Raw genomic sequence first — 13,215 nt, forward strand, 5'->3', positions numbered from 1 at the left:
CGGCCACCGGGCATGGTGGCCGCCACCGCTGCGATCCGTCAGGGATCCTCAGGAAGCGCACAAATGGGGTCTCGTCGGGTGGTCGAAGGGTGTTGTCTGATCAGCGCTCTTCTGCGGACGCCGATGCCGGGGTCGCCGTCAGGCGGTCGGTCTCGTCCTGTATTTCGACGGCGACCTTGCGAAGCTCGGGCTCGAACTTGCGTGCGTGGTGGGCACAGAACAGCAGCTCTCCACCGCTGGCCAGAACCACCCGGAGGTATGCCTGTGCGCCGCACCGGTCACAACGGTCGGCGGCCGTCAACGGACTGGCGGGAGTCAGAACCGAATTCACGTCGCCTCTTCTCTACTCGACGAGGACTGCATCGATGTTCACAACATCAAACCAGTCTCGAACGTTCCCGGGGATGATCGTGTCATGTTCGACCCCGGTTGGGCACACCCCATTTTCCCTGAGTTCTTGCCGGAACCCTTCCGTGATGTCCGTCTCGTACGTACAGACTGCGACTCCGGACCAGCTTCGAACGCCGCATCGGTACGTCATCGGTGTGTCTCTGTGCATATGGACGTGCCCCGGCGCGACATGGTTCATGCCATCACTCGATCGTGTCATCGAACGTAAGTTCGACTCTCGGGTACGCTGATGCGGTGAGCCGTCGCCAGGCGGTCACCGCGCCCCGGTAGCCTTGCGTCGGCGTCGCGCGGATGATCGCCCCGGGAGCCGAACCCGCAAGGCCCTACAGGAATCCCGGCCGCACCCGCGCGCCCGCCGACCACAGCACGTTCCACCGACGCACCCAACGACTCAGGGGAGTTGCACCGCGTGACCGCCCAGACGACTGCGCAGTCCACCGCGCTTCTGGCGGGCGAGCCCGACCACTCGAACTACACGGCACGGCACCTGCTTGTCCTCGAAGGACTCGAAGCGGTGCGCAAGCGGCCCGGCATGTACATCGGTTCCACCGACAGCCGCGGCCTCATGCACTGCCTGTGGGAGATCATCGACAACTCGGTCGACGAGGCGCTCGCCGGCTACGGGACCCGCATTGACGTGGTCCTTCACCACGACGGATCGGTTGAGGTGCGTGACAGCGGGCGGGGTATCCCGGTCGACGTCGAGCCCAAAACCGGGCTGTCCGGCGTCGAGGTCGTGATGACCAAACTGCACGCCGGCGGCAAGTTCGGCGGCGGCTCCTACGCGGCATCCGGCGGCCTGCACGGCGTCGGCGCCTCGGTGGTGAACGCGCTTTCCGCGCGTCTCGACGTCGAGGTGGACCGCAGTGGGTCGACACACAGCGTGAGCTTCCGGCGGGGTACACCGGGGCAGTTCACGGGTGACGGACCGGACGCCGCGTTCAGTGCCGGAGGGGGTCTGCGCAAGACCGGCAAGGTCCCGCGCACCCGGAGCGGCACGCGTGTGCGCTACTGGGCCGATCGGCAGATCTTCCTCAAGGAAGCCCGTCTCGATGTCGAGTTGCTGCACAATCGGGCGCGCCAAACTGCATTTCTCGTTCCCGGACTGACCCTCGTTGTTCGCGATGAGCGAAATTCCGAGGCAGTCGACGAGCAGACGTTCCACTACTCGGGCGGCATCAGCGAGTTCTGTGAATTCCTCGCTCCGGACCGGCCGATTTGCGACGTTATCCGCATCAGCGGTGACGGCACCTTCAAGGAGACCGTGCCGGTTCTCGACGACCAGGGCCATATGGTCCCGACCGAAGTGCGGCGCGAGCTCGGCGTCGACGTCGCGTTGCGGTGGGGCACCGGATACGACAGCACCGTTCGCTCGTTCGTCAACATCATCGCCACCCCCAAGGGCGGCACGCACGTGGCCGGCTTCGAGCAGGCGCTGCGCAAGACGGTCAACGACGCGTTGCGCGGCGCGAAGCTGCTGCGGGTGTCCGAGGACGACATCGCCAAGGACGACGTGCTGGAGGGGCTGACCGCGGTGGTCACCGTCCGGCTCGCCGAGCCGCAGTTCGAGGGACAGACCAAGGAGGTGCTGGGCACCTCCGCAGCGGCGCGCATCGTCGCCGGTGTCGTCTCACGCGAGCTGAAGGCGTTCCTGACGACCAACAACCGCACCCACAAGGCGCAGGCACGCGCGGTGTTGGAGAAGGTCGTCTCGGCGGCGCGCACCAGGATCGCGGCGCGCCAGCACAAGGACGCGCAGCGCCGCAAGACCGCGCTGGAGACCTCCGCGCTGCCCGCGAAGCTGGCGGACTGCCGCAGCGACGACGTGGACCGCAGCGAGCTGTTCATCGTCGAGGGTGACTCGGCGCTCGGCACCGCGAAGCTTGCGCGGGACTCGGAGTACCAGGCGCTGCTGCCGATCCGCGGCAAGATCCTGAACGTCCAGAAGGCCTCGGTCACGGACATGCTCAAGAACACCGAGTGTGCCGCGATCATCCAGGTCATAGGGGCGGGTTCGGGCCGCACCTTCGACATCGACCAGGCGCGCTACGGCAAGATCATCTTCATGGCGGACGCCGATGTCGACGGCTCGCACATCCGCTGTCTGCTGCTGACCCTCTTCCAGCGCTACATGCGCCCGATGGTCGAGGCGGGCCGGGTCTTCGCCGCGGTGCCGCCGCTGCACCGCATCGAGATCGCCAGCCCCAAGAGAGGGCAGGAGAAGTACCACTACACCTACTCCGACAACGAGATGAAGCAGACGCTGCTGGAGTTCCAGCGCAAGGGAATCCGCTTCAAGGAGCCGGTGCAGCGCTACAAGGGCCTCGGTGAGATGGACGCCGATCAGCTCGCGGAGACCACGATGGACCCGCGCCGGCGCACACTGCGGCGCATCAACCTCGGCGATCTCGAAGCCGCGGAGCGTGTGTTCGACCTGCTGATGGGCAACGAGGTGGCGCCGCGTAAGGAGTTCATCACGAACTCCGCTGCGCTGCTTGACCGTTCGCGGATCGATACCTAGCAGGACAACGATGCCGACCGGATGACCGTTCGGTGCGGGAAGGGCCCGGAACCACCTGGTTCCGGGCCCTTTCGCATGTCGCGGCGGGCAAGAAACGGGTCTTGCGGGACATTTCATTCGATCGTGTGAACCAGGAGTGACCCGGGCCATCCGAGCGTCGCATGGTTTGCATGCTTAAGTCCGGTCCGCCTCCACGGCTCCGAGGGCGCGACGCGTCCCACCGCAGGGGCGGTCACCGGACGAGGAGAATTTCCGTGACCACCAGTTCGTACCGGGCCCGTGAGCACGGGCTCGCGCCCGACCGAGGGCCCGACCCGGTCGCGCGGACCGACGGCGTCCGCCGGGAGGAACAGCCCGGGGACGTCTACCTCCACGTGCAGGCGAGCCCCGAGTTCCAGGAAATCCGCCGCCGCTACCGGGATTTCGTATTCCCGATGACGGCCTTGTTCCTGGCCTGGTACTTCGCGTACGTGCTCGCCACGACCCTGGCGCGCGACCTCATGGCCCGGCCCATCGCCGGCGAGATCAACGTCGGTCTCGCCTTCGGGCTCGCCCAGTTCGTCTCGACGTTCCTCATCACGTGGCTGTACGCCCGCAACGCGGTCCGCAAGCGCGACCGGGCGGCGCTCGCACTGCGCTGGGAGACGCAGGAGCGCCTGCGGTGACCGGGCCGTACACCATGGCGGTCGGGACGCAGGGAGACCACCGGCTGCTCACCGTCGGCCTGTTCGTGGGTTTTGTCGCCGTCACCCTCGCGATCACCGCGTGGGCGAGCCGGCACAGCCGGACCGCCAACGACTTCTACACCGGCGGACGCGAGTTCTCCGCGGCGCAGAACGGCCTGGCGATCTCCGGCGACTACATGTCCGCCGCGTCGTTCCTGGGCATCGCCGGGCTGATCTCGCTGGTCGGCTACGACGGTTTTCTGTACTCGATCGGCTTCCTCGTCGCGTGGCTCGTCGTCCTCATGCTGGTCGCCGAACTCGTGCGCAACTGCGGCCGTTACACGATGGCGGACGTCCTGGCGTTTCGCATGAGCCAGCGCCCGGTCCGCACCGCCGCGGGGGCCTCGTCGATCGTCGTGTCGGTGTTCTACCTGCTGGCCCAGATGGTCGGCGCAGGCTCCCTGGTCGCGCTGCTGCTCGGTGACGCGGACGGCTCGGTGCGGACGCTCACGATCGTCGCCGTCGGCGCCCTGATGATCGTGTACGTGGCCTTCGGCGGCATGAAGGCCACCACCTGGATCCAGATCGTCAAGGCCGGCCTGCTGATGGCCGGAGCGATCACGTTGACGGTGCTGGTCCTGGTCCGCTTCGGCGGCGACGTCGACGCGATGCTGCACGCGGCGGCCCAGACCAGCGGCCACGGTGAGAAATTCCTGGAACCAGGGCTTCAGTACGGTACGTCGCTGACCAGCCGTCTCGACTTCATCAGCCTCGCGCTTGCGCTGGTCCTCGGAACCGCCGGGCTTCCGCACATCCTCGTGCGGTTCTACACCGTGCCCACCGCCCGTGCCGCGCGTCGCTCGGTCATGTGGGCGATCGGCCTGATCGGCGTCTTCTACCTGATGACCATCGTGCTCGGCTTCGGTGCGGCGGCGGTCCTCGGCTCGGACACGATCCGCGAGTCCAACCAGGCAGGCAACACGGCGCTGCCGCTGCTCGCGCAGGAGTTGGGCGGCGGCGCAGACTCGGTCGGCGGTGTGGTGCTGCTGGCGGTCATCGCGGCGGTGGCCTTCGCGACGATCCTGGCCGTCGTCGCCGGGCTCACGCTCGCGTCGTCGGCGTCGGCCGCGCACGACCTGTACGCGTCCGTGATCCGCAAGGGCCGGGCCGACGAGAGGCACGAGCTGGCCGCCGCGCGCGTGTCCGCGATCCTCATCGGCGCGGTGGCGATCGGTCTGAGCCTGACCGCGCAGCGGCTCAACGTGGCGTTCCTTGTCGCGCTCGCGTTTGCGGTGGCGGCTTCCGCGAACCTCCCGACGATTCTCTTCACGCTCTTCTGGCGCCGGTTCAACACGCGTGGCACCGTGTGGGCGATCAACGGAGGGCTGATCTCGTCGGTCGTGCTGGTGGTCTTCTCGCCGGTCGTCTCCGGCGGCCCGAACCCGCTGGCCACGGGTGTGGACTTCCACTGGTTCCCGCTGGACAACCCGGGGATCGTGTCGATTCCGTGCGGGTTCCTCGCGGGCGTGATCGGCACGCTGACCTCGAAGCAGGGCTCCGACGCCTCGAAGTACGCCGAGATGGAGGTCCGGGCGCTGACCGGCGCGGGAGCGCACTGACCGGCGGGCCCCGGCTGTGTGCGGCGCGCCTGGTCGGCGGATCTGCGCCGGATCGCGTACGCGTCGACCGCGCCGAACAGGTGCCGGCGCGGCCACGGCACATGCGCGAACAGCCGCTGGTGGGCGGTCTCACGCAGCGCGGGTCGGCTTGCCCCTCAGTGCGCGGGCGTGACCAGGCGCGGTCGCATGCTGAGCGGGTTGCCGACGTCCTTGCCGCAGCTCTCGGGGCGGGCGGGGCTCTCGGGCTGCGCGGTGACCTCGACGGTCCACGTACGCCCGTCGACGTGGTCGACGCGGACGGTCCAGGCGCTGTCGCCGTGCGGTTCCGGGGCGGCGACACGCAGCCGGTCGGCGCCGAATTCGAGTATGTCCTCGCGTACGGCCAGCTCGGCGGCCTGGGCGGGCCGCGACCATGTGGAGCGCCCGCGGCAGTCCGCGGTCAGCATGGCGCCGGTCCGCGCGGCGTTCAGTGCGGAGACGGCGGAGTCGGGGTCGAGGCGCCCGTAGACGTAGCCGTCCGGGAGCACGAGCGCGGTGGGGGCGAAGCGGTGCCCGCCGAGGTGCGTCGCCTCCCAGACGGCCCCCGGCACCCGTACGCTCAGCGCCTCGGCGAGCGGCCTCCCGGCCGTGGCACAGCAGCGGTCGCGCTTTCCGTTCGTGCACACCAGGATCAGCGGCTCGTCGTGCGGGGCACCGAGTGTCGGCGGGCGGGAACCGGCGAGTGCGGCGAAGTCGTGGGCCAGAAGATCCGCCGGGGTGTCGATCTCCAGGCGGCGGGCCCAGGTCGCTCCGGGTTCCGTCCAGACCAGGAACACCGTGCGCGGCTGCGCGGACTCGGTCGTGCGCCCCGGGGTGCGGATCAGCGTCGCACGGAAACCGGCCGCGGCCGCCTGGCGTTCGATCTCGCCGCCGATCGCCGGGTCGAGACCGCGGCTGCCCGTCAGCGCCTTGGCCGCCCACGGCCCCGGATGCTCGATGAGCAGCCAGCCGCGCGCGGTCGGCGCCGTGCCGGCCATCGGCTCGGCGTGGGCGCTGGACAGGAAAGAGCAGGTCGTCACGGATGTGTACCGTACATGGTCAACTTCTCGGGCGAGCGGCGCCGGGGGTTCCGGACCGTTCGGCGCGCGCTCGGCGCCGGGTGTACCCGAGACCGCGCAGCCCAATCCGATCCGGCCGCGGCGATCTTCGGTGACCGGAGGCGATCACGGCGGACTACGGTGGGGGGACGAACCGACTCCGGGGGGAGTGGACCGTCCATGGACTCGAAACCCGCCTTCACACTCGACGACGCGGTGGCGCTGGCGAGGCGTGCCCACGAGGGGCAGCTCGACAAGGGCGGCAAGCCCTACATCGCCCATCCGCTGCGCGTCATGCGCGAGGTCGACGGCGTGTGGGAGCAGATGGCCGCGGTCCTCCACGACGTCATCGAGGACACCGACGTCACCGTGCAGGATCTGCGAAGCGCGGGGTGTCCGGAGCGGGTCGTCACGGCGGTCGTCGCGCTGACGAAGCTGCCGGGCGAGCCATTGGAGGCGAGCATGTCCCGCGCAGCGGCCGACCCGATCGCGTGCGTCGTCAAGCGTGCCGACATCGCCGACAACCGCTCCGAGGCCCGCCTCGGCCAACTCGACGAGGCGACCCAGGTCCGCCTCCGCGCCAAGTACGCCCGCTCCCTCGCGCTGCTCGACGGCTACGCCCGCGAGGGCGCGGCACACTGAGCTCACCCGCGCGCCGGCCATCCTGCGCGAACCGGGCGTCAGCGCGATTTGTCGAACGCCGTTTCGCCGCGTCGCACCGTGGCTCTCCCGGTGGACGCACGCGTCGGAAAACGAGAACGCCGAGCCCCAGGCCACACGCCCCGACGATGCCGTGAGTTCGACCCGCCGGTGCCTTCCGTCGCGCCTGCCGGCGCCCTTCCTGTGTTCGACCGCGAGACGCGGACGGGCGCAGGAAGGGCACCGGCCGTGGTCGACGGGACGCTGTCCCGGCGCGAGCACGGTGGCGGGAGTCGCGGCCTACACCGGACCGGCCACCACGGCGACCGGCTTGGCAAGAGGCGTCCCCGAGCCGTCGCGGCGGCGGTCGATGTCCGGGAGCTGCGCCGGGGTGCCCGCGGCGTTGGCCGCACGCGCCGGAGCCGGTCCCGCCCAGGCGAGCGCCAGGGTCGTCTCGCCCTTCAGGAAGCGCTGGCAGCGGACGCCGCCGGTCGCGCGGCCCTTGCGTGGGAACTCCTCGAACGGCGTCACCTTGCAGGTCCCGTGCTCGGCGCCGAAGAGCGCGTCGCCGCTGAACGCCGCGACGGTCACCACGACGGCGTCGGCTGCGGGATCGACCGCGTTGAAGGAGACGACCGAGCGGCCGGTGCCCAGTTTGATCCCGGCCATGCCGCCCGCAGCGCGGCCCTGCGGCCGTACCAGGGAAGCGGGGAAGCGCAGAAGTTGCGCGTCGTCGGTGATGAAGACGAGGTCTTCGTCCCCGGTGCGCAGCTCGACCGCGCCGACGATGCGGTCGCCTTCCTTGAGCGCGATGACCTCCAACTCCTCCTTGTTCGTCGGGTAGTCGGGGGTGACGCGTTTGACGACGCCCTGCACGGTGCCGAGGGCCAGGCCGGGGGAGTCGGGGGAGAGCGTCGTCAGGCAGACGACCTTCTCGTCGGCCTGGAGTGCCACGAACTCGCTTATCGGGGCCCCGCCCGACAGATTCGGCGCGGTGTGGCTCGGCGGCAGCGCGGGCAGGTCGACGACGTTGAGGCGCAGTAGGCGCCCGGTGTCGGTGACCACGCCCAGCTCGGCGCGCACGGTCGTGCCGACCGCGGAGACCACGAGGTCGTGCTTGTGCCGCGCGCCTTCCGTCGGCAGCGCCTCGTCGCCCGGGGTGCGGGCGAGCAGGCCGGTGGACGACATCAGCACGCGGCAGGGGTCGTCGGTGACTTCGAGGGGGACCGCGGCGGCCGGGGAGCCGGCCGATTCGAGCAACACCGTGCGGCGCGGCGTGCCGTACTTCTTCGCGACCGCGGCGAGCTCGTCGGACACGATCTTGCGGAGCCGCTGGTCGGAGTTGAGGATCTCGGTCAGCTCGTCGATCTCGGCGCGGAGTTTGTCGCGCTCGCCTTCCAGCTCGATGCGGTCGAAGCGGGTCAGGCGGCGCAGCGGCGTGTCCAGGATGTAGCTCGCCTGGATGTCGGAGAGCTCGAAGGACTCCATCAGGCGTTCCTTGGCCTGGGCCGCGTTGTCGCTGCCGCGGATCAGCTCGATGACGCGGTCGATGTCGATGAGCGCGATCAGCAGGCCCTCGACCAGGTGCAGGCGGTCCTGGCGCTTGCCGCGGCGGAATTCGCTGCGACGGCGCACGACCTCGAACCGGTGGTCGAGGTAGACCTCCAGGAGCTCCTTGAGGCCGAGGGTGAGCGGCTGTCCGTCGACGAGGGCGACGTTGTTGATGCCGAAGGTCTCCTCCATCGGCGTCAGCTTGTAGAGCTGTTCGAGGATCGCCTCGGGGTTGAAACCGTTCTTGACCTCGATGACCAGGCGCAGGCCGTGCGAGCGGTCGGTGAGGTCCTTCAGGTCGGAGATGCCCTGGAGCTTTTTGTTCTGCACAAGCTCCTTGACCTTGGCGATCACCTTCTCCGGACCGACGTTGTACGGCAGTTCGGTGACGACGATGCCCTTGCGCCGCGGCGTGACGTTCTCGACGGTCGCGGTCGCGCGGATCTTGAACGTCCCGCGGCCCGATTCGTACGCGTCCCGCACCCCGCTCAGCCCGACCACGCGGCCCCCGGTCGGCAGGTCGGGGCCGGGGATGTGTTTCATGAGGTCGGCGAGCGTCGCGTGCGGGCGGCGGATCAACTCGCGTGCGGCGGCGACGACTTCGGTCAGGTTGTGGGGCGGCATGTTGGTGGCCATGCCGACCGCGATGCCGGAGGTGCCGTTGACCAGCAGGTTCGGGAACGACGCGGGCAAGACCTGCGGTTCGCGTTCCTGGCCGTCGTAGTTGGGCGCGAAGTCGACGGTGTCCTCGTCGATCGACTCGACCATGAGCATCGCGGCCTGCGAGAGGCGGCTCTCGGTGTAGCGCATCGCGGCCGGCGGGTCGTCGTTGCCGAGCGAGCCGAAGTTGCCGTGCCCGTCGATGAGCGGCAGCCGCATCGAGAACGGCTGGGCGAGGCGCACGAGCGCGTCGTAGATGGCGCCGTCGCCGTGCGGGTGCAGGCGTCCCATCACCTCGCCGACGACGCGCGCGCACTTGACGTAGCCGCGGTCGGGCCGCACGCCCATTTCGTTGGCCTGATAGAGGATGCGTCGGTGGACCGGCTTGAGGCCGTCGCGTGCGTCGGGCAGCGCGCGCGAGTAGATGACCGAGTACGCGTACTCCAGGAACGAGCCCTGCATCTCGTCGACGACGTCGATGTCGAGGATGCGTTCCTCGAAGGTGTCGGGCTGGTCCTGGCCAGGCGTCTTCGTGCTGCGGCGGGCCATACTGCGGCGGTCTCCTTGGCTTGAGGTGGTCGGGGCCATTGTGTCCCCCCGGTACGACATCCGGGTGCAGCGACCCGGTCACTGCGGGGAACGTCCGGGTTTGCGGGCATGAGGTGGGCCCGGAGCGGGAAGGGGCCAGTGTTCGCCGGTCCCACGCGGTGTAAGGAGGAATGTCATGGACGACCCCCAGATCTTGGACCGCATCCGCTCGATGGTCGAAACCGAGCACGCGCTGCGCGACCAGCTCGCCCAGGGCAGGATCACCGCCGAGGAGGAGCAGCAGCTCCTGCACGCCATCGAGGTAGAACTCGACCAGTGCTGGGACCTGCTGCGCCAGCGCCGGGCCCGCCGGGACGCCCGCGAGGACCCCAACGCCGCGGCGGTCCGTCCGGAGCGCGAGGTCGAGGGTTATCAGCAGTAGGGCCCGTCCCGGTGTCAGGCGCGCGCCGGACGGGCGCGCGCGGCTTTTTGTTCCCGGCTTCGCCCGCCGCGAACGTCTGCGGCGACGGCCCGGAAGCGGCTGTTTTGGTCAGTAAGGTTGCCTGCGGGCCGCCGATGCGGCCTCTCGTGGTGGTGGGCCGCGAGGCGTCGGCGGAGAGGACTGATGGGGCATGGCTGGTCTGGCCGAGACGTTCACGGCGACCGAGCACCGGCTCGCCAACGGTTTGCGGGTGGTGCTGTCGGAAGACCACGTCGATCCGGTTGCCGCCGTGTGCCTGTGGTACGACGTCGGATCGCGGCACGAGAAGCCGGGCCGCACGGGCCTCGCGCACCTGTTCGAGCATTTGATGTTCCAGGGTTCCGCCAACGTACACGGCAACCAGCACTTCGAGTTCGTGCAGTCCGCCGGTGGATCGCTCAACGGCACCACGAGTTTCGAGCGCACCAACTACTTCGAGACCATGCCGGCGCACCAGTTGGAGCTGGCGCTGTGGCTGGAGGCCGACCGCATGGGCGGCCTGCTGGAGGCACTGACCCAGGAGAGCCTGGACAACCAGCGCGACGTGGTGAAGAACGAACGACGCCAGCGCTACGACAACGTGCCGTACGGCACCGCGTGGGAGCGCCTGGTCGCGATGGCGTTCCCGGTCGGGCACCCGTACCACCACATGCCGATCGGCTCGATGGAACACCTCGACGCGACCACGCTCGCGGACTGCCAGGAGTTCTTCCGCACCTACTACGCGCCCAACAACGCGGTGCTCTCGGTGGTCGGCGACATCGACCCGGAGCAGACGCTCGCGTGGATCGAGAAGTACTTCGGCACGATCCCGGCCCACGACGGCAAGCCGACCCCGGCCGACGGCACCCTGCCCCCGGTCATCGGGGCCGAGCTGCGCGAGACGGTGTACGAGGACGTGCCGTCGCGGTCGCTGATGGCCGCATACCGGCTGCCGGTCGACGGGGCCCGCGAGGCCGACGCCGCGGACCTCGCGCTGACCGTGCTCGGCGAGGGCGAGAGCTCCCGGCTCAACATGAGGCTGGTCCGCCACGACGAGCTGGCGGTCTACGCCGGGTTCGGCATCATGCGGCTGGTCGGGGCGCCGTCGGTCGCGCTGTTGGACGTCAAGGCGTCCGGCGACGCGAAGATCGCGGACGTCGACGCCGCGGTCGACGAGGAGCTGGCCAGGTTCGCCGCGGACGGGCCCACCGCGGCCGAACTTGAGCGCGCCCAGGCGCAGATCGAGCGCGGCTGGCTGGACCGGATGGCGACGGTCGGCGGTCGCGCCGACGAACTCGCCCGCTACGCGACGCTGTTCGGTGACGCCTCGCTCGCATTCACCGAGTTGGACCGGGTGTTGGACATCACCGCCGAGGAAGTCCGCGCGGTCGCCGCCGAGCGCCTCGTGTCCCAGAACCGCGCGGTGCTGGTGTACGAACTCGACGCGGACGACACCGGCGACGACGACACCGACTCGCGCACCGACAACCGCACCGCGAACGACGCCGAGGGGCAGGCCGCCTGATGACGCAGACCACGATGGTGTTCCACCCGCGTCCCGGCGCGGGCCCGGAGAAGCCGTGGACGTTCCCGAGCCCGGAGCGCACCCGGCTGGCGAACGGCCTGTCGGTGCTGCGGGTCCACCGCCCCGGCCAACGCGTCGTCGCGGTGGAACTGCTGCTCGACGCGCCGCTGGACGCCGAGCCGGAGGGCATCGACGGCGTCGCCACGATCATGGCGCGGGCGCTCAGCGAGGGCACCGACACCATGGACGCCGAGACGTTCGCCGCCGAACTGGAGCGCTGCGGCGCCACGATGGACGCCGGCGCCGACCACTCCGGTGTGCAGGTCGCGCTGGACGTCCCCGCCTCCCGCCTCGAACGCGCCCTCGGACTCCTCGCCGACGCGGTCCGCGCCCCCGCCTTCCCGACCGACGAGGTCGACCGGCTGGTGCGCCAGCGGCTCGACGAGATCGTGCACGAGCTCGCCAGCCCCGCGCGGCGGGCCGCGATCGCCCTGTACGCCGAGCTGTTCGACGCGTCGGCACGCATCTCGCGTCCGCGCGCGGGCACCACGGAGTCCGTCGCGCGCGTCGACCGGGCCGCGGTCGCCGACTTCTTCGCCGCGCACGTGCGCCCCGCGACCGCCACCGTCGTCGTGGTCGGCGACCTGGACGGCGTCGACCTCGACGGCATCCTCGAACGTACGCTCGGCCGGTGGACCGGCAGCGACGCGCCCGCCACCGAGGTAGTCCCGGCCCCCGCCGACGACACCGCCCGCGTGGTCGTCGTGCACCGGGCGGGCAGCGTGCAGACGCAGCTCCTCGCCGCGCGCCTCGGCCCGGACCGGCACGACGCGGTGTGGCCGGCGCTGAGCATCGGCACCTACTGCCTGGGCGGCACGCTGACCTCGCGGCTCGACCGCGTGCTGCGTGAGGAGAAGGGCTACACGTACGGCGTCCGCGCGCTCAACCAGTCGCTGCGCTCCGGCGCGCTGCTGGCGATCACCGGATCGGTCGAGACCGACGTGACCGGGCCCGCGCTCGCCGACATGGCGACCGTGCTCACCACGCTGGCCGCCGACGGACTGACCGACGACGAGCGCGACGCCGCTGTGCAGAACCTCGTCGGTGTCGCGCCGCTGAAGTACCAGACCTCGCGCGCGGTCGCGGACGCCATCGCCGACGTCGTCGCGCAGCGGCTGCCCGACGACTACCTGCCGGGCCTGTACGCGCGCCTCGGCGCCGTCGCCACCGCCGAGGCGTCGGACGCCGTGGTCGCCGGATTCGACCCCGCGCGCCTGGTCGTCGTGCTCGTCGGCGACGCGACGCAGATCCGCGAACCGCTCGAAGGGCTCGGGATCGGGCCGGTCACGGTGATCGAGTGAGCCGGTGCTCCGGCAGGTCCGGCAGGTCCGGCAGGTCCGGCAACTCCTACCGGTCCGGTGGCCGGGTGACCCGGCGCGGCGACCGACCGGCGTGATCAAAATCGCGTCACGGTTCCTCCGCGACCCATGGGCCACACCCGCACGTTGCGCCAACTCCTGGCAAAGTAGTTCCCAAGGATGACTTGGACGCGCCTCC

At 70.2% G+C, this 13,215-nt stretch carries 10 protein-coding genes and 1 pseudogene; 7 read left to right on the forward strand and 4 right to left on the reverse strand.

Going from position 1 to position 13,215, the window contains the following annotated elements; genetic code table 11:
* Positions 1-100 precede the first annotated feature (100 nt).
* Positions 101-331 (reverse strand): DUF7455 domain-containing protein, encoded by a 231-nt coding sequence (locus tag ACRX5W_RS23940; RefSeq protein WP_231778030.1) that lies wholly within the window; start codon positions 329-331, stop codon positions 101-103.
* Between the two features lie 489 nt (positions 332-820).
* On the opposite strand from ACRX5W_RS23940, the gene ACRX5W_RS23945 reads away from it, so the two are divergent.
* The 3 genes from ACRX5W_RS23945 to ACRX5W_RS23955 all read left to right on the forward strand — a co-directional run bounded on the left by ACRX5W_RS23945 (position 821) and on the right by ACRX5W_RS23955 (position 5,216).
* Positions 821-2,932 carry a DNA gyrase/topoisomerase IV subunit B gene (locus ACRX5W_RS23945; protein WP_436790329.1) on the forward strand — a complete coding sequence of 704 codons (2,112 nt, stop codon included), beginning with the start codon at positions 821-823 and terminating at the stop codon, positions 2,930-2,932.
* 254 nt (positions 2,933-3,186) lie between these two features.
* Entirely contained in the window at positions 3,187-3,597 is a 411-nt protein-coding gene (locus ACRX5W_RS23950) for a DUF485 domain-containing protein (RefSeq protein WP_436790330.1), read from the forward strand.
* Between the two features lie 14 nt (positions 3,598-3,611).
* Entirely contained in the window at positions 3,612-5,216 is a 1,605-nt protein-coding gene (locus ACRX5W_RS23955; protein ID WP_436790392.1) for a solute symporter family protein, read from the forward strand.
* A gap of 53 nt (positions 5,217-5,269) precedes the next feature.
* Here the strand turns inward: ACRX5W_RS23955 and ACRX5W_RS23960 are convergent.
* Positions 5,270-5,356: pseudogene (locus ACRX5W_RS23960) on the reverse strand (zinc-dependent metalloprotease); the annotation flags it as partial.
* Positions 5,357-5,371: 15 nt separating this feature from the next.
* Positions 5,372-6,274 (reverse strand): sucrase ferredoxin, encoded by a 903-nt coding sequence (locus ACRX5W_RS23965; protein ID WP_436790331.1) that lies wholly within the window; start codon positions 6,272-6,274, stop codon positions 5,372-5,374.
* 198 nt (positions 6,275-6,472) lie between these two features.
* Here ACRX5W_RS23965 and ACRX5W_RS23970 point away from each other — a divergent pair, with 198 nt between their 5' ends.
* Positions 6,473-6,934 (forward strand): HD domain-containing protein, encoded by a 462-nt coding sequence (locus tag ACRX5W_RS23970; protein WP_436790332.1) that lies wholly within the window; start codon positions 6,473-6,475, stop codon positions 6,932-6,934.
* A 297-nt stretch (positions 6,935-7,231) separates the two neighbouring features.
* Here ACRX5W_RS23970 and ACRX5W_RS23975 read toward each other — a convergent pair whose 3' ends face one another.
* Positions 7,232-9,691: a DNA gyrase/topoisomerase IV subunit A gene (locus tag ACRX5W_RS23975; protein ID WP_436790333.1), complete on the reverse strand. Its 2,460-nt coding sequence runs from the start codon at positions 9,689-9,691 to the stop codon at positions 7,232-7,234.
* 175 nt (positions 9,692-9,866) lie between these two features.
* Between ACRX5W_RS23975 and ACRX5W_RS23980 the strand changes: the two genes are divergently transcribed.
* The 3 genes from ACRX5W_RS23980 to ACRX5W_RS23990 all read left to right on the forward strand — a co-directional run bounded on the left by ACRX5W_RS23980 (position 9,867) and on the right by ACRX5W_RS23990 (position 13,019).
* Positions 9,867-10,112 carry a DUF2630 family protein gene (locus ACRX5W_RS23980; RefSeq protein WP_436790334.1) on the forward strand — a complete coding sequence of 82 codons (246 nt, stop codon included), beginning with the start codon at positions 9,867-9,869 and terminating at the stop codon, positions 10,110-10,112.
* 190 nt (positions 10,113-10,302) lie between these two features.
* Positions 10,303-11,658, forward strand: a complete 1,356-nt coding sequence (locus tag ACRX5W_RS23985) for a M16 family metallopeptidase (RefSeq protein ID WP_436790335.1) — start codon at positions 10,303-10,305, stop codon at positions 11,656-11,658.
* Positions 11,658-13,019: a M16 family metallopeptidase gene (locus ACRX5W_RS23990; protein ID WP_436790336.1), complete on the forward strand. Its 1,362-nt coding sequence runs from the start codon at positions 11,658-11,660 to the stop codon at positions 13,017-13,019. The genes ACRX5W_RS23985 and ACRX5W_RS23990 overlap by 1 nt, the downstream gene beginning before the upstream one ends.
* The last annotated feature ends 196 nt before the right edge of the window (positions 13,020-13,215 follow it).

The organism is Yinghuangia sp. YIM S10712, from assembly GCF_051388935.1.
Taxonomy (GTDB): domain Bacteria; phylum Actinomycetota; class Actinomycetes; order Streptomycetales; family Streptomycetaceae; genus Yinghuangia.